This window comes from Zunongwangia sp. (assembly GCF_048269745.1).
Taxonomy (GTDB): Bacteria; Bacteroidota; Bacteroidia; order Flavobacteriales; family Flavobacteriaceae; genus Zunongwangia.
In genome coordinates, this window is sequence record NZ_JBLXIB010000001.1 from 324,683 (window position 1) to 350,922 (window position 26,240).

26 protein-coding genes are annotated in these 26,240 nt (G+C 33.5%); 20 read left to right on the forward strand and 6 right to left on the reverse strand.

What is annotated here, in order from left to right; all coding sequences use genetic code 11:
- The first annotated feature begins 35 nt into the window (after positions 1-35).
- The 3 genes from ACN0WI_RS01405 to ACN0WI_RS01415 all read left to right on the forward strand — a co-directional run bounded on the left by ACN0WI_RS01405 (position 36) and on the right by ACN0WI_RS01415 (position 2,942).
- Positions 36-797 carry an exodeoxyribonuclease III gene (locus ACN0WI_RS01405; RefSeq protein ID WP_417884819.1) on the forward strand — a complete coding sequence of 254 codons (762 nt, stop codon included), beginning with the start codon at positions 36-38 and terminating at the stop codon, positions 795-797.
- Positions 798-809: 12 nt separating this feature from the next.
- Complete coding sequence (locus tag ACN0WI_RS01410) at positions 810-1,760, forward strand: OmpA family protein (RefSeq protein ID WP_417884820.1); 951 nt, start codon at positions 810-812, stop codon at positions 1,758-1,760.
- Positions 1,761-1,904: 144 nt separating this feature from the next.
- Positions 1,905-2,942, forward strand: a complete 1,038-nt coding sequence (locus tag ACN0WI_RS01415) for an NADP(H)-dependent aldo-keto reductase (protein ID WP_417884821.1) — start codon at positions 1,905-1,907, stop codon at positions 2,940-2,942.
- A gap of 68 nt (positions 2,943-3,010) precedes the next feature.
- Here ACN0WI_RS01415 and ACN0WI_RS01420 read toward each other — a convergent pair whose 3' ends face one another.
- The 6 genes from ACN0WI_RS01420 to panC are packed head-to-tail and all read right to left on the reverse strand — an operon-like array spanning position 3,011 to position 8,935.
- The gene (locus tag ACN0WI_RS01420; RefSeq protein ID WP_417884822.1) at positions 3,011-4,138 is read right to left on the reverse strand and encodes a peptidoglycan DD-metalloendopeptidase family protein; all 1,128 of its coding nucleotides are present in this window, start codon (positions 4,136-4,138) and stop codon (positions 3,011-3,013) included.
- Positions 4,139-4,185: 47 nt separating this feature from the next.
- On the reverse strand, positions 4,186-5,550 hold the full coding sequence (radA, locus tag ACN0WI_RS01425) for a DNA repair protein RadA (RefSeq protein WP_417884823.1): 1,365 nt from the start codon (positions 5,548-5,550) through the stop codon (positions 4,186-4,188).
- Positions 5,551-5,564: 14 nt separating this feature from the next.
- Positions 5,565-6,719, reverse strand: a complete 1,155-nt coding sequence (locus ACN0WI_RS01430) for an alpha/beta hydrolase (RefSeq protein ID WP_417884824.1) — start codon at positions 6,717-6,719, stop codon at positions 5,565-5,567.
- Between the two features lie 34 nt (positions 6,720-6,753).
- Positions 6,754-7,671, reverse strand: a complete 918-nt coding sequence (locus ACN0WI_RS01435; RefSeq protein ID WP_417884825.1) for a lysylphosphatidylglycerol synthase transmembrane domain-containing protein — start codon at positions 7,669-7,671, stop codon at positions 6,754-6,756.
- Between the two features lie 57 nt (positions 7,672-7,728).
- A complete protein-coding gene (panD, locus tag ACN0WI_RS01440) occupies positions 7,729-8,079 on the reverse strand; it encodes an aspartate 1-decarboxylase (protein ID WP_417884826.1) in 351 nt (116 codons plus the stop codon).
- Positions 8,080-8,083: 4 nt separating this feature from the next.
- On the reverse strand, positions 8,084-8,935 hold the full coding sequence (gene panC, locus ACN0WI_RS01445; protein ID WP_417884827.1) for a pantoate--beta-alanine ligase: 852 nt from the start codon (positions 8,933-8,935) through the stop codon (positions 8,084-8,086).
- Between the two features lie 110 nt (positions 8,936-9,045).
- Here panC and ACN0WI_RS01450 point away from each other — a divergent pair, with 110 nt between their 5' ends.
- From ACN0WI_RS01450 to ACN0WI_RS01530, 17 genes are all read left to right on the forward strand, one after another.
- Positions 9,046-9,858: a glycogen/starch synthase gene (locus ACN0WI_RS01450; protein ID WP_417884828.1), complete on the forward strand. Its 813-nt coding sequence runs from the start codon at positions 9,046-9,048 to the stop codon at positions 9,856-9,858.
- Positions 9,859-9,874: 16 nt separating this feature from the next.
- Positions 9,875-11,479 (forward strand): DUF4270 domain-containing protein, encoded by a 1,605-nt coding sequence (locus ACN0WI_RS01455; protein WP_417884829.1) that lies wholly within the window; start codon positions 9,875-9,877, stop codon positions 11,477-11,479.
- A 31-nt stretch (positions 11,480-11,510) separates the two neighbouring features.
- Positions 11,511-13,358 carry a glutamine--fructose-6-phosphate transaminase (isomerizing) gene (glmS, locus tag ACN0WI_RS01460; protein WP_417884830.1) on the forward strand — a complete coding sequence of 616 codons (1,848 nt, stop codon included), beginning with the start codon at positions 11,511-11,513 and terminating at the stop codon, positions 13,356-13,358.
- A 207-nt stretch (positions 13,359-13,565) separates the two neighbouring features.
- On the forward strand, positions 13,566-15,074 hold the full coding sequence (gene atpD / locus ACN0WI_RS01465) for a F0F1 ATP synthase subunit beta (protein WP_417884831.1): 1,509 nt from the start codon (positions 13,566-13,568) through the stop codon (positions 15,072-15,074).
- A gap of 82 nt (positions 15,075-15,156) precedes the next feature.
- Complete coding sequence (locus ACN0WI_RS01470; RefSeq protein WP_417884832.1) at positions 15,157-15,438, forward strand: F0F1 ATP synthase subunit epsilon; 282 nt, start codon at positions 15,157-15,159, stop codon at positions 15,436-15,438.
- A 229-nt stretch (positions 15,439-15,667) separates the two neighbouring features.
- Positions 15,668-17,980: a putative monovalent cation/H+ antiporter subunit A gene (locus ACN0WI_RS01475; RefSeq protein ID WP_417884833.1), complete on the forward strand. Its 2,313-nt coding sequence runs from the start codon at positions 15,668-15,670 to the stop codon at positions 17,978-17,980.
- An 11-nt stretch (positions 17,981-17,991) separates the two neighbouring features.
- Positions 17,992-18,405, forward strand: a complete 414-nt coding sequence (locus ACN0WI_RS01480) for a Na+/H+ antiporter subunit B (RefSeq protein WP_417884834.1) — start codon at positions 17,992-17,994, stop codon at positions 18,403-18,405.
- A 2-nt stretch (positions 18,406-18,407) separates the two neighbouring features.
- Positions 18,408-18,761 carry a Na+/H+ antiporter subunit C gene (locus ACN0WI_RS01485; protein WP_417884835.1) on the forward strand — a complete coding sequence of 118 codons (354 nt, stop codon included), beginning with the start codon at positions 18,408-18,410 and terminating at the stop codon, positions 18,759-18,761.
- Positions 18,762-18,817: 56 nt separating this feature from the next.
- On the forward strand, positions 18,818-20,269 hold the full coding sequence (locus ACN0WI_RS01490) for a proton-conducting transporter membrane subunit (RefSeq protein WP_417884836.1): 1,452 nt from the start codon (positions 18,818-18,820) through the stop codon (positions 20,267-20,269).
- Positions 20,270-20,283: 14 nt separating this feature from the next.
- Positions 20,284-20,760 (forward strand): Na+/H+ antiporter subunit E, encoded by a 477-nt coding sequence (locus tag ACN0WI_RS01495; RefSeq protein ID WP_417885094.1) that lies wholly within the window; start codon positions 20,284-20,286, stop codon positions 20,758-20,760.
- Positions 20,757-21,032, forward strand: a complete 276-nt coding sequence (locus ACN0WI_RS01500; RefSeq protein ID WP_417884837.1) for a cation:proton antiporter — start codon at positions 20,757-20,759, stop codon at positions 21,030-21,032. Before ACN0WI_RS01495 ends, ACN0WI_RS01500 begins: the two co-directional genes overlap by 4 nt.
- A complete protein-coding gene (gene mnhG, locus ACN0WI_RS01505; RefSeq protein WP_417884838.1) occupies positions 21,029-21,421 on the forward strand; it encodes a monovalent cation/H(+) antiporter subunit G in 393 nt (130 codons plus the stop codon). Before ACN0WI_RS01500 ends, mnhG begins: the two co-directional genes overlap by 4 nt.
- A 52-nt stretch (positions 21,422-21,473) precedes the next feature.
- Positions 21,474-22,631, forward strand: coding sequence for an aminotransferase class I/II-fold pyridoxal phosphate-dependent enzyme (locus ACN0WI_RS01510; protein WP_417884839.1), 1,158 nt, complete (start codon positions 21,474-21,476; stop codon positions 22,629-22,631).
- Position 22,632: 1 nt separating this feature from the next.
- The gene (locus tag ACN0WI_RS01515; protein WP_417884840.1) at positions 22,633-23,046 is read left to right on the forward strand and encodes a DUF2007 domain-containing protein; all 414 of its coding nucleotides are present in this window, start codon (positions 22,633-22,635) and stop codon (positions 23,044-23,046) included.
- Positions 23,043-23,663 (forward strand): dethiobiotin synthase, encoded by a 621-nt coding sequence (gene bioD / locus ACN0WI_RS01520; protein ID WP_417884841.1) that lies wholly within the window; start codon positions 23,043-23,045, stop codon positions 23,661-23,663. Before ACN0WI_RS01515 ends, bioD begins: the two co-directional genes overlap by 4 nt.
- A gap of 4 nt (positions 23,664-23,667) precedes the next feature.
- Complete coding sequence (bioA, locus tag ACN0WI_RS01525; protein ID WP_417884842.1) at positions 23,668-24,945, forward strand: adenosylmethionine--8-amino-7-oxononanoate transaminase; 1,278 nt, start codon at positions 23,668-23,670, stop codon at positions 24,943-24,945.
- A gap of 92 nt (positions 24,946-25,037) precedes the next feature.
- Entirely contained in the window at positions 25,038-26,195 is a 1,158-nt protein-coding gene (locus ACN0WI_RS01530; RefSeq protein ID WP_417884843.1) for a beta-ketoacyl synthase N-terminal-like domain-containing protein, read from the forward strand.
- Positions 26,196-26,240: the final 45 nt, after the last annotated feature.

Here is a 26,240-nt window from a genome sequence, read left to right on the forward strand (position 1 = left end):
ATTAAGAATCTTATTTTTGCTCAAAATTGAATTTCATGAAAATTATATCCTATAACGTAAACGGAATTAGAGCTGCCGTACGAAAAGGCTTTTTAGATTGGTTGCAACAAGCAAATCCAGATGTGGTTTGTTTACAAGAAATAAAAGCAAATCCAGATCAGTTAAATTTAGAAGAATTTATGGAAGCAGGATATCCGTATCAATATTGGTATCCGGCTCAAAAAAAAGGCTATAGCGGTGTGGCAATTTTGAGTAAAACTGAGCCTAAACATGTAGAGTACGGAACCGGAATAGATTATATGGATTTTGAAGGCCGAAATATTAGAGCCGATTTTGAAGAATTTTCGGTAATGAGCTTATACTTACCCTCAGGAACCAATAGTAATAGGTTAGAATTTAAATTGCAATTTATGGCCGATTTCCAAACCTATATTGATGAGCTAAAAGGAACCGTTCCGAATTTAATTATCTGTGGAGATTATAATATATGTCATGAAGCAATCGATATTCACGATCCGGTTCGTTTAAAAAACACTTCTGGGTTTTTACCGGTAGAACGAAAATGGATCGACGATTTTATGAAAAGCGGTTTTATAGATAGTTTTCGTCATTTTAATAATGAACCCGATCAATATTCATGGTGGAGTTATCGTGCCAATGCCCGAGCAAATAACAAAGGCTGGCGGATCGATTATAATTTAGTAGCAAATCCGTTACAAGAAAAATTAAAAAGAGCCGTTATATTATCGGAAGCTCACCATAGCGACCATTGTCCGATATTAGTAGAATTAGACTAAAAAAAATAAATAATGAAAAAAACAGTATTAGTTGTAATAGGAAGTGTATTAATGCTAACTTCTTGTGTTTCTTCAAAAGTCTATAAAGATTTAGAAAGTCGTCATGCTGATTTAAAACGAGAACACCGCGAATTAAAAAGTGAGTTAAATCGTTTAGAAGGAGTAGATGAAGAACTTGCTAAATTAAAAGAAGAACATGAAGCTCTATTAGCAAGACGGGATCGATTACAAGCAGATCTTGCAAGCTTACAATCTACTTACGATAATTTAAAAAACTCTTACGATGCGCTAGAGAAAAACTCATCACAAGCTATCGCTGAAAATTCACGTCAAAATCGAGAATTATTAGCCCAGCTTGAAGAAAAAGAAAAAACTTTAGCCGATGAGCAAGCACGTTTAGAAAAATTACAAAAAGATTTAGAAGCACGCTCACAACGAATAAACGAGTTAGAAGGCTTAATTGCAGCAAAAGATGCCAAAATGAATGCATTGAAAGATGCTATATCTAAAGCCTTAACTGATTTTGAAGGAAAAGGACTTACCGTAGAGCAGCGAGACGGAAAAGTATATGTTTCAATGGAAAATAAATTACTTTTCAATTCCGGAAGCTGGGCAGTAAATACTGATGGTCGCCAAGCAGTTAATCAATTAGGAAATGTATTGGCGCAAAACCCTGATATTAGTGTATTGATAGAGGGACATACCGATAATGTACCTTATGGAGGTAATGGTCCACTTAAAGATAACTGGGATCTTTCAACTAAACGAGCAACTGCAATTGTACAGATTTTAAGAACGAATAATAATATCGATCCTCAAAATCTAACAGCAGCCGGACGTGGAGAATATGCTCCTGTAGCTACAAACGATACTGCTGAAGGAAGAGCAAAAAACAGGAGAATTGAAGTAATCTTAACTCCAAAATTAGATGAGGTTACTAAACTTCTGAACGAAGATGATTAACTTCAGAATCTAAAAAGAAAAGTACAAAATGCCTTTTTGAAATTTTCGAAAGGGCATTTTATTTTTGATGTGTTATTTAAAAAGAATTACTTGTTGTTAGCAATCTAGTAAGAAAGCGACAATTAATGCAGAATAAAGAAAATAATGAAATATAACAAATTACCCAATACCGACATTGAAGTAAGTAAAATTTGCTTAGGAACAATGACTTGGGGACAGCAAAATACCGAAGCTGAAGGACATGCGCAAATAGATTATGCCTTAGAGCAAGGTGTGAATTTTTTAGATACTGCAGAAATGTATTCGGTACCTGCCAAACCAGAAACTCAAGGAAGTACTGAAAAAGTTATTGGTTCTTGGCTAAAAAAATCAGGCAAAAGAGAGAAAATAGTATTAGCTTCTAAAATAGCTGGTCCTGCAGAAATGGTTTCCCATATTCGAGATAATATGGGATTCAGTAAAGAAGCAATTAATGATGCAATCGATAAAAGTTTAGCCCGCTTACAAACCGATTATTTAGATTTATACCAACTACATTGGCCGGAACGAAATACAAATTTCTTCGGAAAACGGGGCTATAAACACCAAGAAGATGAAGCTTGGGAGGATAATTTTAAAGAAGTGCTTGAAAATTTGCAAGCATTAGTTACAGCAGGTAAAATTAGATATATAGGATTGTCTAATGAGTCTGCTTATGGATTAATGCGTTTCCTTGAAGAAAGCAAAACACATAATTTACCAAAAGTGGTTACGGTTCAAAATCCGTATAGCTTATTAAACCGAAAAGATGAAATTGGTTTAACCGAAGTATTGCATCGAGAAAATGTAGGTTTATTTCCGTATTCTCCATTAGGAATGGGGACTTTATCCGGTAAACATTTAAATGGAATAGTAGAGAATACAAGATTGAGCTTATTTCCGCAGTATAAAAGATATTCTGGAGAAGTAGCTGTAAAAGCAACACAAGAATATCAAGAAGTAGCCAATAAATACGGTCTTTCTATGGCACAAATGGCACTAGCATTTGTAAACCAGCAGCCTTCTGTTACTAGTACTATTATTGGAGCCACTAAAATGGATCAGCTTAAAGAAAATATAGCTAGTATCGATTTAGAGCTTTCTGCTGAGGTGTTGGAAGATATTGAAAAAGTTCATGAAAAATATCCAAATCCGGCTCCTTAAATTTATTTTGCAAGTACAAATGTCTAGAAATTTATTTTAAATTTTGATAGCTAACTTATAATCGCTTATTACAGTGGAGAAACTAGACTCTCATGAATAAAAGATGCACTTTTGTTTTTAGATCGAACATGGTACCAATCCTCTGTTTTCCCTAAAAGCTGAAGTGTATCCTTGTTTTTTACCTGATCTAGAATAGTTGAGTTATAAGTAGTAGGTTGGTTTCTTAAATTTGCAAGTTTACTTTCTACAAGTAAGTTCGTAGCGTTTGAATCGAAGTGTTGAAGTTTAGGTTTGAAATTTCCAGATTGATAAACAAAATACAACGGATTGATAGCGCCTTGCCTATAAATTCCGAAATGTAGGTGTGGAGGTGTAGTTCTGGCATTGCCGGTATTTCCAACAAAGCCTAATGTGTCTCCTTTTTTTACACTTCCTGAAGTTTTTGCAATACTATCTAAATGCGCATAATATATCGATTGCCTTCTTTTAGTATCATTAAGCCAAACTTGTTTACCGCCTAAACCTTTTTTACCTGTAAAACCAAGCCTGCCATTTGTAACGGCAAGAACCGGTGTTCCTCTTTCTGAAAAAATATCGATACCTTCATGACTCCTACTACCTTCATCTCGAGTAGCGCCCCAATAGCTCTGGATATTACGATTTTTTGCTCCTAAAACAGGAAAAATGTATGTGGGTGTTGTGTAAAACTTTACAACAAAATTAGAATGTGTTTCTATACCAGGCTGAAAAATTAATGTATAGTTTCCGGTTTTTTCAATTTCATAATCAAAATAATGTTCATCGATTTTAGAGCTTTTCAGTTTTTTTAAAGAGTGTAAACTATCATTGGAGTTTAAGTAAAAATCAATAAAAACAAGATCGTTTACAGAATCGGTAAGTATTTCAAAATTAAAAATTTCTCCAGCATGTAGCTTCATATTATATGTATACACTGGAAATGATTTTGGTAAAAAATGTCCATTTTCGGTATATGGAAGGCTAATTTTTAAATTATCCTGTAATCCTAATTTATATTGTTCATTCCAAATTGAAAATAAGTCATTAGAAATTTTATAATCTCGCTTATACACTTCTCGTGCGCTGGCATTGGTAATAAAATTGGTTGCTTTTTTTAATCGAGAGCATCCCGAAATAATTAATAGTAGTATTCCAATATAAATAATCTTGTATTTCAACCTGATATGCTTTTTTTAGTTGAATACGGACAGGAATTATGCCAGCTTTATTCGAATAAATGGTTTACCACATCTTCAATTTTGCCTACTTTAATAATTTCTATAGTATAATTGGTCTTGGGTAATTTGCTTTGGCTTGAAATCATAATTTTAGCGAAACCTAATTTAGCAGCTTCTAAAATGCGTTGGTCTACGCGAGTAACCGGCCTAATTTCTCCGGCTAATCCAACTTCGGCAGCAAAACAAATGTCTTTTTCTATAGCAATATCTTCGTTAGAAGATAAAATAGCCGTTACTACCGCTAAATCTATTGCGGGGTCGTCTACGCTAATTCCGCCAGTAATATTAAGGAAAACATCTTTAGCTCCAAGTTTAAAGCCTGCGCGCTTTTCGAGAACTGCTAAAAGCATATTTAGGCGTTTTACGTTGTAGCCGGTAGCCGATCGCTGAGGTGTTCCGTAAACAGCTGTGCTAACCAGCGCTTGTATTTCAATCATAAGCGGGCGCAATCCTTCTAGTGTACCAGCAATTGCTGTTCCACTTAAATCTTCTTGGTTTTTACTGATTAAAATTTCGGATGGGTTAGAAACTTCTCGCAGTCCGCTGCCTTGCATTTCGTAAATGCCTAATTCATGGGTGCTTCCAAAGCGGTTTTTGTTTGCTCGTAAAATTCGATAAACATGGTTACGGTCTCCTTCAAATTGTAAAACCGTATCTACCATATGCTCTAATACTTTAGGTCCGGCAATGCTGCCTTCTTTAGTAATATGTCCGATTAATATAACGGGAATATTACTTTCTTTGGCAAACTTGATTAACTCGGCTGCTGTTTCTCGAATTTGAGAAATACTTCCAGGAGCACTTTCAATATAATCGCTATGTAAGGTTTGTATGGAATCGATAATCACTACTTCTGGCGATACTTTTTCAATTTGCCTGAAAATATGTTGTGTTTTAGTTTCGGTTAGAATGTAGCAGTTGGTAGAATTCGGGTCGATTCTTTCGGCTCGCATTTTAATTTGTTGCTGACTTTCTTCTCCGGAAACGTATAAAACTTTGTAAGGAAAGCTTAATGATATTTGTAATAAAAGGGTACTTTTTCCAATTCCTGGTTCGCCACCTAAAAGTGTTAGCGATCCTGGAACCAAACCGCCACCTAAAACTCGGTCTAACTCGTTGTTGCCGGTTTTCCAACGGTATTCCGGAGCGCTTTCAATTTCGTTAATTTTTAGGGGCTTGGCGGTACGTTTAGCTTCGTTGTTAGAAGGGCTTTTCCATGTTTTTTTATCCGGTTTTTCAACTACTTCTTCTACAATTGTATTCCATTCTCCACACGAGTTACATCGTCCTTGCCATTTTGTGTATTGTGCACCACAGTTTTGACAATAATATGCCGTTTTAACTTTTGCCATAGCTGCAAAGGTACTTAATAGCCGTATGTTTTTTTAATGTTGTTTGCTTTTTCAAGCATAAAATCTATGGTTAAAAAAGCAATAGGATCCTGTCCGTAGGCTTTTTTGTAGATTTTTATGGCTTTTTCCGGACTACCGGCTTCTTCCTCATACCTAGCTTCAAAGTAAGTAGCTAGCATTGTGTTTGGGTATTCGTGTTCAGCCATTTTACTAAGTTCTTTAAAATCGTCCCAACGTTTAGTTTTATCAATAGCTTTATTAATAGCTAGAAAATCGTTAATTCTAATTCGTTTTTTTACACCAAATAATGTTTCAATGCTAGTGTATTTATTTTTTAAATATTCAGAAAGGCTAACACTGGTTTGTAATAATACTTCTTCGTATTCTTTTTCGGAAATAGGTCTGAAATCTTTGAAAATATAATCTATAGCAGATGGTATAGCTTTTCCTACTAGCGAGTAGTGGGTTGCATTATCAAAATTTTCAAATTTATAATTCAAAAATTTATTGTCGATTTTTTCTGCGGAGGTATTGAATTTTAAAATTGATTCTTGAAGAAATGGAATATCTTCTGATGCGGTGGCTAGATAATACCATGTTTTCGATTCCTCTTTTTTAAATGAATTTACCAAACGATCTGCCATAAGTGGCGAGTAATCTGGACTTAAATTTATATAGGCATCAAAAATAGGATCGGGTTTCAATAAATAATAATTCATAAAATTAGCAGTAAGGTCGTGGCCAATTACTACATTAAAAGCAGATATTCTGTATTTTTCAGAAATTTTTTCCATTAATTCCATTCCCACAAACTCAAAAAAAGCAGCACCACTTTTAGCTGGTAAATAATTAGTTTCTTCGTAAGAAGAATCTGCTTCTCGGGTAGTATTCTGATTAATACCTACTACTATCATTTCTGGAATATCCTCCCAATACGAATAGTAATTTATTAAGCCTGCAACAGGATCGAATAGATAATCGGCATCTAAAACAATAATTATCGGATATTTTTTTTCAGTATCTTGATCGTAATTTTTAGGCAACTGAATTTTAATTTCTCGTTTTTCCCCTAATTTTTGCGAAGAAATGGTTTCCTTAAGAATGTTGCTTTGCGCAGTAATTAGGAATGAAGAGATTAAACTTATCCCAAACAGTAATTTTTTGATCATATTTTTCTGAATTAGCAGAAAACAAGATAGTTAATTATTTTTTACTGTTGATTATAGGTAGTAAAATAAATGAAAGCCCGCCAAATACCAATACCAAAAAGGTTTGCGTGGCCCAAACAACCCAGCCAAAAGCTTCTCCTGCTTGTTGAGAAATATTAAAAAGTGTTAATACACCACCAATTGCAAGCGGGTATACGCCAATACCTCCATTAGTTACTGAAATGGCAAAAGAACCCACTACAAAAGTGGCTAAAATAGCCTCGAAGCTTAATTGATTAGTTTCCGGTATAGCAAAAATGACTATATAAAACATGAGGATATACATAGTCCAAATGAAAACAGTATGAAAAATGAAAGCCCATTTTTGTTTCATATTTAAAATACTTCTCATTCCTTCTAAAAGCCCTTTTGCAAAGTTTTTTATTTTCTTAAAAATAGGTAGCTTAGATTTTTTTATAAATAATAGTCCGAGAACCCCAATAGCAATAAGCAGAATAAAAATACCGATACTAATAGCTGGATTTATATTGTTTTCTTTAAAGTAGAATAATAAATTTTCTGTCTGTAATAAAATAGCAATTAGAATAATACTAATTAGTATTATAAGATCTGCAATTCTTTCAGAAATAATAGTACCGAATCCTTTTTCTGCCGGAACATCTTCATAAGTTTTTAGAGTAGCAGCTCTTAAAAATTCTCCTGATCGTGGAATTCCTAAATTCGATAAATAGCCCACCATAACTGCCATAAACCGATTTGAAAAACTAGTTTTATATCCCAATGGTTGTAACATAAACTTCCAGCGATAAGCACGAGATAAATGAGATAAGAGACCCAATATTATTGAGAGGATAACCCAAAAAGGATCTGCTTTTTTTATATTGGCAATTAATATTTCGCGTTCTTCTGGGGTGGCACTATTGTAGCTATACCAAATTAAAAAAATCCCCAAAAATAAGGGGATTATTGTTTTTAATATTTTTTTAATATTAATTTTCAACGCTGTGGTTTAATCGAGTAAGTTAGTATCTTCATTTGGAAAAACAATAGAAGGTTTAAAAGTTTTTGCTTCTTCTAAATCTAATATTGCATAACAAATTAGGATTAAAACATCTCCTTTTGCTACTTTTCGTGCAGCAGCTCCGTTTAAAGTAATTTCTCCTGAATTTCTAGGTCCGGGAATTGCATAAGTTTCTAAACGCTCGCCATTGTTGTTATTAACAATTTGCACTTTTTCACCTTCGATGATGTTTGCAGCATCCATTAAATCTTCATCGATAGTAATACTGCCAATGTAATTTAAATCAGCACCTGTTACTTTAACGCGGTGAATTTTGGATTTTACTACGTGAACTTGCATATTTTTAATTATTTAGAGCAATATTATCAATAAGCCTAACCTCACCGGCATAGGCAGCAATAAACGCTCGGTATTGTTCGCCTTCTTTTATGTTTGTAATTTTCTGTAATGTTTTTGCTTCAGAAATTTCAAAATATTCTAATTCTAAAAATGGATGATTTTTAAATTCATTTTCAATCCATTTTTGAATATTATCAGCACTATTTGTGCCAAAATTATTTTTAATTTCTTGTAGTGTTTTATAAATAAAAGCAGCATTTTCTCGCTGTTTTGGAGTTAGTCGTTCGTTTCGACTACTTCTTGCAAGTCCTGATTCTTCTCGTAGAATTGGGCAGCCAATAATTTCAACTGGCATAGCTTCAATTTCAGTTAATTTTCTGATGATTTGCAATTGTTGATAATCTTTTTCTCCAAAAAAAGCTTTATCGGGCTTTACAGTATTAAATAATAGCTTAACAATTGTGCCGACACCATTAAAGTGCCCCGATCGGTGCTTTCCTTCCATCACTTTGTCAAGTCCGTTAAAATCAAACTCTTCTGATTTTATTTGCGATCCATAAAGTTCTACAGCATTTGGCGTGAAAACGATTAAATCTGAAGAGATTTCTTCTAATAAACGAAGATCTGCTTCAAGATTTCTAGGATATTTTTCTAAATCTTTTGGATTGTCGAACTGGGTAGGGTTTACGAAAATACTTATTACAACCTTATCACAAGTTTTAATAGCTTCTTTTACCAAAAACAAGTGTCCTTGATGAAGCGCGCCCATTGTAGGCACTAATCCAATTACCTTTTTATCTGACTTAAAACCAGCTAAAAGCTTTTGTAATACCTTTTTTTCTTTGAAAACCTGCATTCTAAATTAAAATTATCAGCGTGCAAACTTAAGATATCTCTGGCAATCTGCATAAAATTTTGTAATTTTGCGTGTTTTTTGTTTGCAACTGCACTTAAAAGAAAAAATTTATGAAAGATAAGAGGATATTGTACGTATCGTCTGAAGTGATACCTTACTTGCCCGAAACCGAAATATCATCTACGTCGTTTGAAGCCGCTAGAATGGTTAATAATATAGGTGGGCAAACCAGAATTTTTATGCCTAGGTTTGGGAATATCAACGAGAGAAGGCATCAATTACACGAGGTTATACGACTTTCGGGGATGAATATGGTTATCAATGATTTAGATATGCCATTAATTATTAAAGTAGCTTCTATTCCAAAAGAGAGAATGCAGGTTTATTTTATAGATAATGAAGATTACTTTAAGCGAAAAGCTACGCTAACTGATGAAGATGGAAATCTTTTTGAAGATAATGATGAGCGTGCTATATTTTTTGCAAAAGGAGTAATTGAAACTGTTAAAAAATTAAATTGGGCGCCGGATGTAATTCATGTACACGGTTGGTTAGCTTATATGCTGCCATTGTACTTGAAACATTACTATGGTAATGAGCCTTTGTTTAAGGGGACAAAAATTGTGACTTCAATTTACAATGAAAACTTTGAAGGAACGTTAAATAGTGAAATGCGCGATAAAATTCTTTTTGATGGGATGGAGAAGAGAGATCTAAAACATTTAAAAGAACCTAGTTTTGAAAATTTAGCAAAAACAGCGGCTGATAATTCAGATGCAGTTATAATAGGAAGTGATGATCTTTCTGATGGATTAATAGACTATCTAAAAAAGATTAACAAACCTTTGTTACCTTACAAACCTAGAGAAGAATTTTCTCAAGCTTATCAAGATTTTTATCTAACAAAAGTGTTTACGCAATAAAGAAATTTCTGTTTAAATGAATTTATACCAATCAATTTTAAAAATAACAACAGCTCTTGTTGTTATTTTTGTTTTTACATCATGCGATGATGATTTTAGTGAAGTGGGTGGCGAACTTATAGAAAACCCAGCTGGTGTGCAGTTAGAAAAGTTTGATGTAAAAACATTTACTTCAAAATTGAACTCAGTGCAAACAAATTACTATAATACTAATTTAGTAAGTAGTGGTGGTGCTAACCAAAATACCTATTATGGTTCAAAATTATTAGGTGTTTATACTAATAACGTATATGGCGAGGATGTAGCAAGTGTTGTTTCCGGATTACAGCTATCGACTACAAATCCAGATTTTCCTGCTGATACTAATTTAGATAGTGTAGTATTAGAAATACCTTATTTTTCTAAACAAGAAGCTTCGAATACAACTTCAGTTTCTTACAAATTAGATTCCTTGTATGGAGAAACCCCAATAAAATTATCGATTTTTGAATCTAAATATTATTTAAGTGATTTGGATCCCGAATCTAATTTTGAGGATTCTCAAAAATACTATAGTAATCAACAAGATATTTTTGAAAATCATAAGGGTGAAAAAGTTTATGAAAATACAAGCTTTTATCCATCATCAAAACAAATAATTTTATTAGCTAAAAATAGCGAAGGAGAAAACGATACTATAGTTAGAAAACCAGCTTTAAGGGTAAAATTGGATAAGGAATTTTTTAAAGAAAAAATAATAAATAATCAATCAAAATTATCTAGTCAAGCAGATTTTGATAATTATTTTAGAGGATTGTATTTAAAAGCAGAACCTGTTTCCGATAAAGGAAATATGGTGTTGCTAGACATGGCAAATGCTGATGCTAATACAGGTATAACTCTTTATTATTCGCACGATAATGATGAAGGTGAGAAAGTTTCCAAAAGTTTTAAAATAAATTTCGATACTAAAAAGATTAATTTATTGAAAGGAAATTACCCGGAAAATATTCTTTCGGAAATTGCTGCACAAGATACATTAGTTGGTGCCGAAAAACTTTATTTAAAAGGAGGAGAAGGTAGTATGGGAGTAATAAAATTATTTCCAGACAATCAGGTGTTAGAAGACTTAAGAGCGCGTGATTTAATTATTAATGAAGCGAACCTTACCTTTTACGTGCCAAATGATATAGATTTTGGAGTTGAGCCTTCCCGAATTTATCTTTATGATTTAGATAAAAAATCTATAATTGCAGATGCATCATCTGCATCTTTTTCAGCCTCTCCAGCAACCTCTGCAAGCACAATTTTTGGCCCATTGCAAGATGAAGAAGATGGTTATAAGAGTTATAAACTTCGATTAACTTCGCATATTGTTAATTTATTAGCAAGTGAAGATGTGAAGAATGTACGTTTAGGTTTGGTTGTGGTTTCTAATATTAATTCTGTTTTGGTATCAAATAGAGGCCAAATTACAGCTTTAAATAATACAATAGTTAAAGAATCAACACCTTCACCTGTAAAAGCAATACCTTCAGTAAGTGTTATTTCACCAAAAGGAACAGTGTTGTATGGAAATACAGCAGAAGATGAAGCTCGCCGTCCTAAATTGAATATTTACTATACAGAGAGCGGAATATAACGTATTTTAAATTAGAATAAAAACTACTACTATGTGCGGAATAGTTGGTTATATAGGGAATAGAGAAGCCTATGATATTGTAATTAATGGTTTAAAACGATTGGAATATCGTGGTTACGATAGTGCAGGTATCGCTTTGTTTGATGGAGGGCAATTAAAAGTTTGTAAGACACAAGGTAAAGTAGCTGATTTAGTAGAAAAGGCTAAAAATAATATAACGACCAATGGTAACGTTGCTATTGGCCATACACGATGGGCAACACATGGCGAGCCAAATGATGTAAATTCTCACCCGCATTTATCGAATTCTGGTAATTTAGCTATTGTGCATAATGGTATAATAGAGAATAATGATGCGCTTCGTAAAGAGCTTAGAAAAAGAGGTTATAAGTTTGATAGTGAGACGGATACCGAGGTTTTAATAAACCTTATTGAGGATGTCATTAAAAGCGAAGGAGTTAAACTAGGTAAAGCGGTGCAAATTGCGCTGAATCATACTATTGGAGCCTATGCAATTGCTGTCTTTGATAAGCGTAAACCTGATGAGATTGTAGTGGCTCGTTTGGGAAGTCCTTTAGCTATAGGAATTGGCGAGGAGGAATATTTTATCGCATCAGATGCATCTCCTTTTATTAAATATACCAATAATGCTATCTATCTTGAAGATGGAGAGATGGCAGTAGTCCGAAAAAATAAACCAGTAAAAGTTCGTAAAATAAATACCGATTCTTTAGTAGATCCTTATGTTCAAGAGTTAAAATTGAATTTAGAAGAAATTGAAAAAGGCGGTTACGAGCACTTCATGCTTAAAGAAATTTACGAACAACCTAACGCAGTTAGAGATACTTATAGGGGTAGGCTTTTAGCAGACGAAGGCATTATTAAAATGGCTGGGGTAGATGATAATTTAGCTAGAATTGCGAATGCAAATCGTATTCTTATTGTAGCTTGTGGAACTTCTTGGCATGCAGGTTTAGTAGCTGAATATGCGTTTGAAGATATGGCTAGAATTCCTGTAGAAGTAGAATATGCTTCTGAATTTAGGTATCGAAATCCTGTAATTACTGAAAATGATGTTGTTATTGCTATTTCTCAAAGTGGAGAAACAGCAGATACTATGGCAGCAATTAAATTGGCTAAAGAAAAAGGTGCTTTTGTATTTGGTGTTTGTAATGTAGTTGGTTCTTCTATCTCAAGAGAAACACATGCAGGCGCTTATACACATGCAGGTCCGGAAATTGGAGTAGCTTCAACCAAAGCATTTACTACCCAAATTACTGTTTTAACCTTAATGGCATTGAAACTTGGTCAATATAAAGGAACAATTTCAGACTCTAGTTTTAGATTACATTTACAAGAGTTGAAACAAATTCCAGAAAAAATAGAAGCTACTTTAAAACTTAACGATACAATTAAGGATATTGCAGCTATTTACAAAGATTCTAGAAATTGTATTTACTTAGGCCGTAGTTATAATTTCCCGGTAGCTTTAGAAGGAGCTTTGAAACTTAAGGAAATTTCTTATATACATGCAGAAGGTTATCCTGCTGCAGAAATGAAACATGGACCTATAGCTTTAATCGACGATGAAATGCCGGTAGTTGTAATAGCGGTAAGTAAGGGGTATTATGAAAAGGTAGTAAGTAACGTTCAAGAAATAAAGTCTAGGAAAGGAAAGATTATAAGTGTGGTTACTGAAGGAGATGTAGAAGTGAAAAATTTAGCTGATCATTTAATTGAAGTGCCTGAAACAATAGAAGCATTAACTCCGCTTTTAACTACAATTCCTTTACAGTTACTTTCTTACCATATAGCTGTTATTTTAGGTAAAAATGTGGATCAGCCTCGTAATTTAGCAAAATCTGTTACGGTTGAATAATTAAACTCAGTAAAAATTGTTATTTTTGATTCTCAAAATGATAACTTTTTAGTGTATAAAAAAAGTTATTAATATGTGAGTATGTTTTTATTTAGAAAAAACTATATTTGCAGCCAATTTACAGTCTTTTTTTGGATATAGTTGTAAAAATCAACATTCTATAAAGCTGTAAAACTAGTTAATAAAAAAACAGTAAAGAAATTTATAATGTCTAAAGTAACAGGTAAAGTTGCCCAAGTACTAGGTCCTGTAGTTGATGTATCTTTCGACTCAGAGAATGATCTTCCAAGGATTTACGATTCTTTGGAAATTAAAAGAGAAGATGGTTCTATATTAGTTTTAGAGGTGCAAACGCATATTGGTGAAGATACTGTTAGAACTATATCTATGGATTCTACCGATGGTTTAGGTAGAGGGGTAGAAGTATTGTCAACAGGTTCTCCAATTCAGATGCCTATTGGTAAAGATGTATATGGTCGTCTTTTTAATGTTGTAGGTGACGCTATAGACGGTTTAGGTAATTTGCCGAAGACTGGACAAAATGGAATGTCGATACATAGAGAAGCGCCAAAATTTGAGGACTTATCTGTTTCTACTGAAGTTTTATTTACCGGTATTAAAGTAATCGATTTAATTGAGCCTTACGCAAAAGGTGGTAAGATTGGATTATTTGGAGGTGCTGGTGTAGGTAAAACAGTACTTATTCAGGAATTAATTAATAATATTGCAAAAGGACACGGTGGTCTTTCTGTTTTTGCCGGAGTAGGAGAACGTACTCGTGAAGGAAATGATTTACTTCGAGAAATGCTAGAATCAGGTATTATAAAATACGGAGATGATTTTATGCATTCTATGGAAGCAGGTGGATGGGATCTTGAAAAAGTTGATAAGTCAGCTATGAAAGATTCTAAAGCAACTTTCGTATTTGGACAAATGAACGAACCACCAGGGGCTCGTGCACGTGTTGCACTATCTGGTCTTACAATTGCTGAATTTTTCCGTGATGGAGCAGGAGAAGGACAAGGGAAAGACGTACTTTTCTTTGTTGATAATATTTTCCGTTTTACTCAAGCTGGTTCAGAGGTTTCTGCACTTTTAGGTCGTATGCCATCGGCTGTTGGATACCAGCCAACACTTGCAACCGAAATGGGGGCAATGCAAGAGCGTATTACATCAACTAAGCATGGTTCTATTACATCAGTTCAGGCTGTTTACGTACCTGCGGATGACCTTACCGATCCAGCACCAGCAACAACTTTTGCTCACTTAGATGCAACAACAGTACTTTCTCGTAAAATTGCAGAGTTAGGTATTTATCCTGCGGTAGATCCTTTAGATTCTACTTCAAGAATTCTTACTGCAGAAATTTTAGGGGCAGATCATTATAATTGTGCACAACGTGTAAAAGAGCTTTTACAGCGTTATAAAGAATTGCAAGATATTATTGCGATTTTGGGTATGGAAGAATTATCTGAAGAAGATAAACTTGCTGTAGCTCGTGCAAGAAAAGTACAACGTTTCTTATCTCAGCCTTTCCACGTAGCAGAACAGTTTACTGGACTTAAAGGTGTTTTAGTAGATATTAAAGAAACTATTAAAGGATTTAATATGATTATGGATGGTGAATTAGATCACTTACCAGAATCTGCTTTCAATCTTAAAGGTACTATAGAAGAAGCAATTGAAGCTGGAGAAAAAATGCTAGCTGAATCATAACTAGTTATAGGGTATATTAGAAGTTCGTATAAAATTACTTTAAACTTAACCTCTAAGTGCTCAATATTCAATACTAATATATATGTATTTAGAAATCGTAACACCAGAAGCGATGGTTTTTCAAGCCGATGTGGATGCTGTAAAAGTTCCTGGGATTAATGGTGAATTTCAAATGTTGAATAATCACGCACCTATCGTATCAACTTTAACAGATGGAACGGTTAAAATTAATCTTGCTTCAGCAAGTACTGAAATAGAAAAATTATCTTCAGATTTTAAGCAAGAAGGAAAAGAATTGTTTTATGATATTAAAGGAGGAGTTCTGGAAATGAAAGATAATAAAGCAATCATTCTAGCAGATTAAAATCTTTTAAAAATATATTTACAAAAAGCCGAAGTTTTTACTTCGGCTTTTTATTTTTTGAGTTATTAATGATGGTGATATTTGGTTAAATTTATCCTGAAATATTAACTTTTTACTTTTAAGGTTATTTTATTGCAAATAGAACTAGATTGTGAATATTTAAGCACTAGAATTAGCATAAAACTTAAATAATTACTATTATATTTGCTAAAACGGTTATTTAAAAAATATGCTTACAGCAGTACTCTTAGGATTTTTATTTGCGCTTATTCTTATTTTTGCTGGAAAATTTTTTAAAGGGAAGTTTGCTGTCCTGTCTTCCTTAATTCCACTTAGTTTATTTATATACTTTTTGAGCTTTATACCTAAAGTTTTAGAAGGTAAAGTTATTAGAGAAGTGTACAATTGGGTTCCTTCATTTGGAGCTAGTCTTACTTTTACGTTAGACGGTTTGTCATTACTTTTTTGTTTAATGATAACAGGAATAGGTTCTATTGTATTTATATATACTTCATCATACTTACACGGGCATAAATACTTAGATAGGTTTTATGGCTATTTAAGTGTGTTTATGGCCGCTATGTTAGGTCTTGTCCTTTCTGATAACCTTATTAGTATATTCATGTTTTGGGAGCTTACTAGTATTAGTTCATTCTTTTTAATAGGCTTTAATAATACTGAAGAAGGTTCTCGTAAATCAGCTTTAATTGCTCTAGGTATTACTGGTTTAGGAGGAATGTTTTTATTGGTAGGTGCTATGACGCTTGGTAATATAACCGGGACTTATAGTATTAGCGAAATGCTAACAATGCCTACTGAAGCTATTAAGGGGAGTGAATTTTATTCCCTAGCGGTATTAATGTTTTTTGGAGCAGCATTTACAAAATCAGCTCAATTTCCTTTTCATTTTTGGCTGCCTGGAGCAATGAAAGCTCCTACGCCTGTATCTACCTACTTGCATTCTGCAACCATGGTAAAAGCAGGTATTTATTTAATGATGAGATTTACGCCAATTTTAGGAGACGAACCTTTATGGAATAATACTTTAATTATAGTAGGAGCGATAACGATGTTGTATTCAGCTTTTCATTCTTTATTTCGAACTGATCTAAAAGGAGTGTTGGCTTATTCCACAATTTCAGCATTAGGAATCTTAATGTTTTTAATAGGCTTAGGAACAACCGAAGCTTTCACAGCTGCTGCAGTTTTTATAATAGTTCACGCACTTTATAAAGCCACTCTATTCTTAACTACAGGAATTATAGATCACCAAACAGGTACTCGTAATATTACTCAACTAGGCGGTTTAATGAAAGTTTTAATGCCGGTTGGTATTGCAGCAATTATAGCTGGTATTTCGAGTGCCGGAATTCCACCAACTATCGGGTTTTTAGGAAAAGAGCTAACGTATGAGGCCACAATGCATGCACCTATAATTGCAACGATATTAATAGTGTCAATAATAATAACAAAAATACTATTATTATGGGCAGGTTTTGTAGCAGGTATTAGCCCTTTTCGAGGGAAGCTTCCTGATACGTTTAAAGATGCTAAAATGCCAAGCCCATTAATGTGGTTTCCTCCATTAATTCTTGCTGTTTTAAGTTTGTTATTTGGTCTTATGCCTGGATTAATACAAGATAGTTTAATAAAACCTTTAGTAAAGGCAATGGGGGGAGCATCAGAAGAGATTCACCTTGCTTTATGGCATGGTTTTAATACTATATTTATTTTAAGTTTAGTAACTATTACAGTAGGAACATTATTATATTTTATAATTAAACCTTCTGTAAAGTTAGAAACAGCAATAGGTAAGTTAGAGTTTATAAGTCCTAAAAGTATAATGCATGCTTTTAACCGTGGCTTTGTAGCAGTATCATCATTTTGGACGCGTACTTTTCAGAATGGATATTTAAGAAATTATGTTTTTGTTATTATATTTTTCTTAGTGTGTATGGTTGCAAGCACTATGATAACAAGTACTGAGTTTAGAATTGATTTTAATAAATTATCTAATATTGGTTTTTACGAGCTAGTAGTATGTGTAATAATGAGTGTCGCAATTTTGTATACTGTATTTACAAAAAGTCGATTATCAGCAGTAGTTGGAATGGGTGTAATTGGTCTTTCCTTTTGTTTGATATTTGTTTTTTATAGCGCTCCCGATTTAGCGATGACGCAATTTTCTATTGATACCTTAACTGTAATATTATTTGTTTTGGTATTATATAGATTACCTCGCTATTTAAAGATACAAGACCGTAAAATGAAGATTAGGGATGGTATCTTAGCTTTGCTATTTGGAAGTACTATTGGAATACTCGCTTTAGAAGTATTAGCCGAGCCTGTTAATAGCGAAATTGGAGATTTTTATGCTGAAAATTCATATATTATGGCACATGGTAAGAATGTGGTTAATGTGATTTTAGTAGATTTCAGAGGGGCTGATACAATGATAGAAATTTCAGTATTAACCATAGCAGCCATTGGGGTGTTTGGTTTATTAAAATTAAGATTGAAAAGAACCGATAGAGTTCAATAATTTGTTTTTATATGAAAACTATAATATTACGGACAGCGTCTATATACTTATTACCGGTATTGCTGCTGTTTTCGATTTTTATCCTTTTAAGAGGGCATTATTTGCCCGGAGGAGGCTTTGTAGGAGGTTTAATTGCAGCCATTGCTTTTGTATTACATTCCTTTGCAAATGGTTTAAAAAACACCAAGCAATTAATTAAATTTCATCCTGGTTTTTTAATGCCTACGGGGTTAGCACTTTCTTTCTTTAGTGGATTAGTTCCGGTATTATTTGCCAACAAACCTTTTATGACAGGGGTTTGGTATCATGGTCACGTACCGGTTTTAGGTAGTGTAGGAACCGCTATGTTTTTTGATATGGGAGTGTATTTAGTTGTAGTAGGTGTTACATTAACCATAATCTTTACAATCTCAGAAGCCCCTTAATTATGGAAATATTATTAGCATTTTTAGTAGGGTTACTATATGCTGCCGGAATTTTTATGATTTTAAGGCGTAGTTTAGTAAAGCTTATTATTGGAATAATTTTATTAGGTAACGGTGCAAATTTACTTATTTTCTTGTTAGGAAGAATAACAAAAGGAGCGCCACCAATAATACCCGAAGCTTCTAAAGTATTCATAGAAGCTTACGCAGATCCTGTACCACAGGCCTTAATTTTGACCGCTATCGTAATTAGTTTTGGATTGCAATCCTTTGCTATTATTTTGGTTAAACGTGCACATAAAGTGGTACGCACAGACGATTTGGATGAAATGAACGCAACAGACGAAGATTCATAATGCAACAGTTAATTATATACCCTTTATTATTTCAATTATTCCTAAGCATTGTATTAATGTTTTTTTGGAATAAAATTCATATTCAAAAGATAATTAGTATCGCTGGCAGTTGTATTGCATTAGGCTTAGCTTCATATGTTTTTTATTATGTATGGGAGAATGGTATGCAAATAGTAAAAGCTGGAGATTGGGATGCTCCTTATGGTATTGTATTTGCAGCCGATACCTTATCGGTTACGTTAGTTTTGTTAACGGCTATATCAGGATTGGCTGTTTCCATATTTTCAGCAGGATCGGTTATTAAAGATCGATTACGATTTGGCTATTATCCCATTTTTCACTTTTTATTATTAGGACTTACCGGAGCATTTTTAACAGGAGACATTTTTAATCTCTATGTATGGTTTGAAATTATAATTATTAGCTCTTTTGTACTTATAACTATTGGAGGTGAAAAAGCACAGTTGGAGGGAGCGGTAAAATATTTTACTCTTAATATATTAGCGTCTACTATATTTTTAACAGCAATTGCTATATTATATGGTTTGACGGGTTCTTTAAATATGGCAGATTTAGCTGGTAAGGTAGCTGCTGTAGAAAACAGAGGTTTAGTAGAAGTAGCTGCTATTCTATTTTTAATAGGTTTTGGTACAAAAGCCTCTATTTTTCCATTATATTTTTGGTTACCGGCTTCTTACCATACTCCACCAGCTGCAGTTTCTGCAATTTTTGGTGGTCTTCTAACTAAGGTGGGTGTATATGCATTAATACGTGTATTTACACTAATTTTTGTTGGAGATGTCTTTTTAGATAAAATTATTATGGTGCTCGCTATCTTAACATTGTTTAGTGGAGGAATAGGTGCATTAGTTCAAAATAACATTCGGAAGGTATTTTCTTACTTAATAATTTGCCATATTGGTTATATGATTGCCGGTTTGGGGATGTACACTGAAATAGCTATAACAGGAGTTATATTTTATCTAATTCACGATATTATGGTAAAAACTAACCTGTTTATGGTTAGTGGGTTAATCTTTAAAATAAAGTCCTCTAATAGTATGCGAATGTTAGGTGGTTTTTATGCAAAATACCCGAAAATTAGTTTGCTAATTTTTATACCATTATTCTCTTTAGTAGGTATTCCTCCTTTATCTGGGTTTTGGCCGAAAATATCATTGATTTCCGAAGGATTAAATCTTCATAATTATTGGGTTGTAGGAGGTATTATCTTCGGAAGTTTTATCACGCTGATAATTATAGCCAAATTGTGGGCAGAGGTTTTTTGGAAAGATGCAAAAGCAATCCCTGAAAAACCAAAATTTGAATATTTTTCAGATATCAGCAGAGCTAAAAAATCACAATTTATAATTCCGATTATTTTTCTTAGCTTAATATCGTTATATATAGGTTTTGGCGCCGAAAACATTCAAATTTTATCACAAAGAATAGCACACGAGTTAACCAATAGTCAGCAGTATATAGATACTGTTTTAAACAATAGTTAATAAGTAGAACAATGATGAAAAACAGCTTTGTTTCAAATATACTTCTCACATTCGTTTGGGTGGTCTTAACGGGTGATTTCCATTTTACTAACTACTTGTTTGGTTTTATATTAAGTTATTTTATCTTAATGGTTATCACTTCGGGTGCTCGTAAAGCAAAGTATTTTACTATTGTACCTAAACTTATCAATTTCGTATTCTTTTTTGTTTATGAATTAATAAAAGCAAATTTGCAAGTGGCTTGGGAAGTGGGAACTCCTAAATTACATATGAGGCCTGGTATTATAAAAGTCCCATTAACAGTTCAAAGCGATGCAGGAATAACCTTGTTGGCAAACATGATTACATTAACACCCGGAACATTAAGTTTAGATGTTTCAGATGATAAAAAAGTGTTGTATGTACATGCCATGTATATTGATGATAAAGAGGAATTTGTTGCAGGAATTAAGAATGGTTTTGAAAAACGAATTTTAGATATTTTAACATGACGCTACCAGAATATTGCAGAATAATAATTTTACCGATTTTAGCTTTTTCGGTTATCTTAATATTAGTCCGATTTTTTAAAGGGCCAAGTATAGCAGATCGTATTGTCTGCCTTGACCTTTTAATAACAACAGGAATTGGAATTATTGGGGTATATACAATAGTTTCCGGAAGTTCTACATTGTTAGATACCGGAATGATTTTAGCCCTAATTGCATTTTTAAGTACCGTTGCCTTAAGTTATTATTTAGAACGAAGAAGTAAGAGAAAATGAATATATTTATAGGGATAATGATAACAGGCGGAACGCTATTTGTGCTTTTAGCAGCAATAGGTTTAATCCGTATGCCAGATACTTACCTCCGAATTTCAGTAAATACAAAAGCAGCAACTTTAGGGATAAGTTTAGTATTAGGAGCTGTAGCCTTTTATTTTAACGATTTAGGTACAACTTCTCGTACTTTTGTAATTGTATTATTTTTGTTTTTAACAGCTCCGGTAGGAGCCCATTTAATAGGGAGAGCTTCTTATTTTATCGGAAATAAGCTTTGGTATAAATCTAAAATGGATGATTTGCAAGGTAAATATCAGAAGAATTCTCATGTTCTAAAAAGTCAGATAGACGATACTCCAGAAGATAATATCGACCATACAAAAATGTAACTAAACAAATTTGTATTTGGTAGTTATAGGGTGAATATCCTAGTTTTGCGCTATGAATTTTTTTCCTGAAAAACTTCGTTACAAATTAGATTCTCGAAAAGAGCAGCAAAATTTTAGGATTCTTTCTAAAACAGATAAAGATCTATTCGATTTTTATTCTAACGATTATCTAGCGTTTTCTAATTCTGAATCAATTTTTATTGAAGCAACAAGGCTTTGTGAAAAATTTCAACTGAAGCAAAACGGAGCTACCGGTAGTCGGCTTATTTCAGGAAATCATAAATTATTCGACCTTACCGAAAATTTTTTAGCCGAATTCCATCAGGCTGAAAGTGCCCTTGTTTTTAATTCCGGTTACGATGCCAATCTGGGTTTTTTTTCATCAGTACCGCAAAAAGGTGATTTCATTTTTTATGATGAATTAATTCATGCCAGCATTCGTGATGGAATTTCATTAAGTAATGCGAAAGCTTATAAATTTAAGCATAATAATATCGAGGATTTACAAGCTAAAATTTCCCGTCAAAAACCTTCAGAAAACGCGTCAATCTATATTGTAACCGAAGCTATATTCTCTATGGATGGAGACCAAGCTCCTTTACTTGAATTGGCTAATTTTTCCGAAAAAAACAATCATTTTTTAATTGTAGATGAAGCGCATAGCACCGGGATTTTCGGTGAGAACGGAAGCGGATTAGTAAATCAATTTCAGCTTCAGGAAAAGGTTTTTGCACGAATCCATACGTTTGGGAAAGCAATGGGTTGCCATGGAGCTGTTATTTTAGGTAGCCAGAAACTAAAATCATATTTGGTAAATTTCGCACGAAGTTTTATTTACACAACAGGACTTCCACCACATACAATAGCAACTATTTATTCAGCCTTTCAGCAATTAAAAATTGGAGAAGCTGAAATAGGTAAGCTAAAAGCGAATATTCAGTATTTCAAAAAACAATTGAAAATCGCTAAAATCGATTCTTATTTTATCGAAAGTGAATCGCCAATTCAATGTGCAATAGTTTCAGGAAACGAATCGGTTAAAAAAATAGCGACTTCATTTCAACAAAGCGGATTTTTAGTAAAACCTATTCTTTCGCCAACTGTTTCAAAAGGTAGCGAGCGTCTCCGTTTTTGTTTGCATAGTTTCAATTCCGAAGAAGAAATAAATTCACTTATAAATTTACTTTCAGAATCGTTAAAATCTATTTGAGATGAATAGTTCATTAAAAGTAATTGCAAGTTTTCAATATGCTTCAGAAGCACAAATTGTAAAAGCTAGGCTAGAAGCCGAAGAGATTCAGGTTGTAATTAATAATGAGCATACAATTAATACCGATCCGCTAATCAGTAATGCAATTGGTGGCGTAGAATTAATGGTTTTTGATGAAGATGAAGCTCGCGCAAAAACGATTTTAGAAAGTATTTCTAAGTATTCGTTGGATAATGCAGGAGAACCTATTCACTGTCCCAATTGCAATAGTTCTAAAATAGAATATTATACCAGTATTACCGATTTTAAATCTTTTATTTATTTCTTTGTCGGCTTTCTTTTTTCGGTTTTACCAATGTATACCAAATATTCGTACCGATGCGAAAACTGCAAATACAAATTTAATTTAAAATGAAACAGACTTATTTTGTTACCGGCATAGGTACAGAAGTTGGAAAAACAATGATCTCTGCGATGGTGACGGAAGCTTTAGAAGCAGATTATTGGAAACCTATACAAGCAGGAGATTTAGATTATTCAGATACCCATAAAATTCAGCATTTAATTAGTAATGAAACCACACAATTTCATTCCAATGCTTTTGCATTAAAAACCCCTATGAGTCCACATGCTGCTGCGGAGATAGATGGTGTTGAAGTTACATCCAAAACCATAGTTAGACCGGAAACCTATAATAATTTGGTGATTGAAGGCGCTGGTGGTTTGTTGGTGCCAATAAGCAATACAGAAACCATTGCCGACTTAATTCAGCCAACTGATAAGGTTATTTTAGTTTCTCGTCACTATTTAGGGAGCATCAATCATACGTTGTTAAGTATTGAAGCCTTGCGAACCCGCGGGTTAGATTGTTTCGGAATAATTTATAGTGGAAATGCAACGAAAACTACTGAAAATATTATTGAGAAAATGAGTGGTGTTTCTGTAATTGGTCGCGTAGAAGAAGAAAAAGAATTTACTGCGGAAGTGATTAAAAAATATGCAGATAAATTTCGTGAGAATTTGAAAAAATAAAGAAATGGAAGAGCATTTAAGTTTAGCTGAACGCGATAAAAAGCATTTGTGGCATCCGCTGACACAGCATAAAATTGCCGGAGATGCTTTAGGAATTACTAAAGCTAAAGGCGTAAAGTTATATGATGAAGAGGGAAAAGAATATATAGACGGAATTTCATCTTGGTATACTTGTGTATATGGCCATTGCAACAATTTTATTACCGATCGTGTTGCTGCGCAAATGAAGAACCTGGATCAGGTTGTTTTTAGCGGTTTTACTCACAAACCAGCGGTCGAACTTTCCGAAGCTTTAATTAAGATTTTACCAGAAGGTCAGCAAAAACTGTTTTTTAACGATAATGGTTCTACAGCAACCGAGATCGGAATAAAAATGGCCTTGCAGTATCATTATAATCTAGGAAATGGCCGTAAAGTAATGCTAGCTTTTGAAGAAGGTTTTCATGGCGATACCTTTGGAGCAATGTCAGTTTCAAGTTTGTCTGTTTATAATGGAGCTTTTAAAGATCATTTTATCGATGTAAAGCGTATTCCAGTACCAAATGGTACGAACAATCAGCAAGTTTTGGAAAAACTTCAACAAGTAATTCAACATTATAATATTGCCGGTTTTATTTACGAACCTTTGGTGCAAGGAGCTGCTGCAATGAAAATGCATGATGCCAAAGGATTAAATGAAATCCTGAAAGTTTGTAAAGCCAACGATATTATTTGTGTAGCCGATGAAGTAATGACGGGATTTGGAAAAACCGGACGTTATTTTGCTTCCGATTATATTGAAACGAAACCCGATGTAATATGCATGTCTAAAGCACTTACAGCTGGTTTATTACCAATGGGGCTTACTAGTTGTTCGCAAAAAATCTACGATGCTTTTTATTCTGAAGATATAGCTAAAGGATTATTTCATGGACATACGTATAGCGCAAATCCGCTAGCTTGTGCTGCAGCTTTAGCTGGAGTGGAATTATTAACTTCGGAAGAGATGCAAAACAATATTAAGCGAATCGAAAACTTACACCAAGCCTTTGCAGATAAAATAAAAGAGCATCCAAAAGTGACCAATATTAGGCAATTGGGGATTATTTTTGCGTTCGATCTAAATGTAAAAATGGAACGCTACGGAAACCTTCGAAATCAGCTTTTTCAATATTTCATGAAAAATGGAGTTTATCTTCGTCCACTTGGAAATACGATCTATATCACCGCGCCTTATATAATTTCAGACGAAGAAATGAATAGGATTTACGAAGTTATTGAAGGAGTTTTTGATAGATTTTAAATAGAATTTAGATATTATATTAGACATTAGAAAAAAGAAAGAGGTAGATCAATTAGATAATTCAATTGAGCTAAAGGCTTACAATTAGAAATATGAAAAACCCAATTTATATAACTTCCATGGCTTCGGTTTCTCCTATGGGAGAAGATCAAAAAGAGACCTGGAATGCTTATAAAACCAATCAGCATTGTATTAAAAAGCATGATTTTGAAGGAGAAGAAGCCTTTGCTGCTTTTTTGCCCAAAAAAGTACAAGCTGAAATCGATAAATTAAGAACAGAATCTATACACTATCGAAAACTTGATCGCTCTGTTTTAATGGCGATTTATGTTTCTAGGCAAGTTATACAAAGCGCTGGTTGGCAAAACGAAAAAAATATAGGAATCAACATCGGAAGCTCTCGTGGAGCAACAGAACTTTTTGAAAAATTTCATTCTGAATTTATTGAAAATCGAAAAGCCTCTACTCAAACTTCACCCTCAACAACTTTAGGAAATATTTCATCTTGGGTTGGACAAGATTTACAGAATAATGGCGTTCATTTTTCCCATAGTGTAACCTGTTCAACCGGTTTACATTCGGTTTTAAATGCGGTTGCTTGGTTACAATCTGGGCTGGCTAATAAATTTATTGCCGGCGCTAGCGAAGCAGCACTTACACCATTTACAATAGCCCAAATGAAAGCTATAAAAACCTATGCAACAGAAGATTTAGAGTATCCGTGTCAAGCCTTGAATCTGGATAAAACTAGAAATTCGATGGTTTTAGGGGAAGGTGCCGCCTTGCTGTGTTTAGAAAATTCAGTTTCAGATAATGCGGAAGCTAAAATTATCGGAATTGGGTATTCCGCAGAAAAATTAAAACATAGTGTTTCTATTTCTGATGAAGGAGTATGTATGCAAAATTCCATGAAAATGGCAATTGGAAAATTAAATCCAGCTGAAATTGATGCTGTGGTAATGCATGCGCCAGGAACCATAAAAGGAGATTTAGGAGAAGTAAATGCCATAAAAGCGCTGTTTGGTGAAAATTTACCAGCAATGACTTCTAATAAATGGAAAATAGGGCATACGTTTGCAACGTCGGGAATTCTGAATTTGGAATTAGCAATGTTAATGCTAAAGAATCAAGAGTTCATTTCGGTTCCTTTTTCCGATATTAGTAAAAAACCAAAGCGGCTACAAAATATCTTAGTTAATGCGGTTGGTTTTGGCGGTAATTCCGTCTCTATTTTAATAAGTAAAGTATAAAACTGGAAAGAGCACTTACCTAAAAATGCTTTTAAATGAAGTTTT

What these genes read in the sequence shown, in the direction of transcription:
- ACN0WI_RS01405 (WP_417884819.1), top strand. Translation starts at nt 36, where the DNA reads ATGAAAATTATATCCTATAACGTAAACGGAATTAGAGCTGCCGTACGA.
- ACN0WI_RS01410 (WP_417884820.1), top strand. Translation starts at nt 810, where the DNA reads ATGAAAAAAACAGTATTAGTTGTAATAGGAAGTGTATTAATGCTAACT.
- ACN0WI_RS01415 (WP_417884821.1), top strand. Translation starts at nt 1,905, where the DNA reads ATGAAATATAACAAATTACCCAATACCGACATTGAAGTAAGTAAAATT.
- radA (WP_417884823.1), bottom strand. Translation starts at nt 5,550, where the DNA reads ATGGCAAAAGTTAAAACGGCATATTATTGTCAAAACTGTGGTGCACAA.
- ACN0WI_RS01430 (WP_417884824.1), bottom strand. Translation starts at nt 6,719, where the DNA reads ATGATCAAAAAATTACTGTTTGGGATAAGTTTAATCTCTTCATTCCTA.
- panD (WP_417884826.1), bottom strand. Translation starts at nt 8,079, where the DNA reads ATGCAAGTTCACGTAGTAAAATCCAAAATTCACCGCGTTAAAGTAACA.
- panC (WP_417884827.1), bottom strand. Translation starts at nt 8,935, where the DNA reads ATGCAGGTTTTCAAAGAAAAAAAGGTATTACAAAAGCTTTTAGCTGGT.
- ACN0WI_RS01450 (WP_417884828.1), top strand. Translation starts at nt 9,046, where the DNA reads ATGAAAGATAAGAGGATATTGTACGTATCGTCTGAAGTGATACCTTAC.
- ACN0WI_RS01455 (WP_417884829.1), top strand. Translation starts at nt 9,875, where the DNA reads ATGAATTTATACCAATCAATTTTAAAAATAACAACAGCTCTTGTTGTT.
- glmS (WP_417884830.1), top strand. Translation starts at nt 11,511, where the DNA reads ATGTGCGGAATAGTTGGTTATATAGGGAATAGAGAAGCCTATGATATT.
- atpD (WP_417884831.1), top strand. Translation starts at nt 13,566, where the DNA reads ATGTCTAAAGTAACAGGTAAAGTTGCCCAAGTACTAGGTCCTGTAGTT.
- ACN0WI_RS01470 (WP_417884832.1), top strand. Translation starts at nt 15,157, where the DNA reads ATGTATTTAGAAATCGTAACACCAGAAGCGATGGTTTTTCAAGCCGAT.
- ACN0WI_RS01475 (WP_417884833.1), top strand. Translation starts at nt 15,668, where the DNA reads ATGCTTACAGCAGTACTCTTAGGATTTTTATTTGCGCTTATTCTTATT.
- ACN0WI_RS01480 (WP_417884834.1), top strand. Translation starts at nt 17,992, where the DNA reads ATGAAAACTATAATATTACGGACAGCGTCTATATACTTATTACCGGTA.
- ACN0WI_RS01485 (WP_417884835.1), top strand. Translation starts at nt 18,408, where the DNA reads ATGGAAATATTATTAGCATTTTTAGTAGGGTTACTATATGCTGCCGGA.
- ACN0WI_RS01490 (WP_417884836.1), top strand. Translation starts at nt 18,818, where the DNA reads ATGTTTTTTTGGAATAAAATTCATATTCAAAAGATAATTAGTATCGCT.
- ACN0WI_RS01495 (WP_417885094.1), top strand. Translation starts at nt 20,284, where the DNA reads ATGAAAAACAGCTTTGTTTCAAATATACTTCTCACATTCGTTTGGGTG.
- ACN0WI_RS01500 (WP_417884837.1), top strand. Translation starts at nt 20,757, where the DNA reads ATGACGCTACCAGAATATTGCAGAATAATAATTTTACCGATTTTAGCT.
- mnhG (WP_417884838.1), top strand. Translation starts at nt 21,029, where the DNA reads ATGAATATATTTATAGGGATAATGATAACAGGCGGAACGCTATTTGTG.
- ACN0WI_RS01510 (WP_417884839.1), top strand. Translation starts at nt 21,474, where the DNA reads ATGAATTTTTTTCCTGAAAAACTTCGTTACAAATTAGATTCTCGAAAA.
- ACN0WI_RS01515 (WP_417884840.1), top strand. Translation starts at nt 22,633, where the DNA reads ATGAATAGTTCATTAAAAGTAATTGCAAGTTTTCAATATGCTTCAGAA.
- bioD (WP_417884841.1), top strand. Translation starts at nt 23,043, where the DNA reads ATGAAACAGACTTATTTTGTTACCGGCATAGGTACAGAAGTTGGAAAA.
- bioA (WP_417884842.1), top strand. Translation starts at nt 23,668, where the DNA reads ATGGAAGAGCATTTAAGTTTAGCTGAACGCGATAAAAAGCATTTGTGG.
- ACN0WI_RS01530 (WP_417884843.1), top strand. Translation starts at nt 25,038, where the DNA reads ATGAAAAACCCAATTTATATAACTTCCATGGCTTCGGTTTCTCCTATG.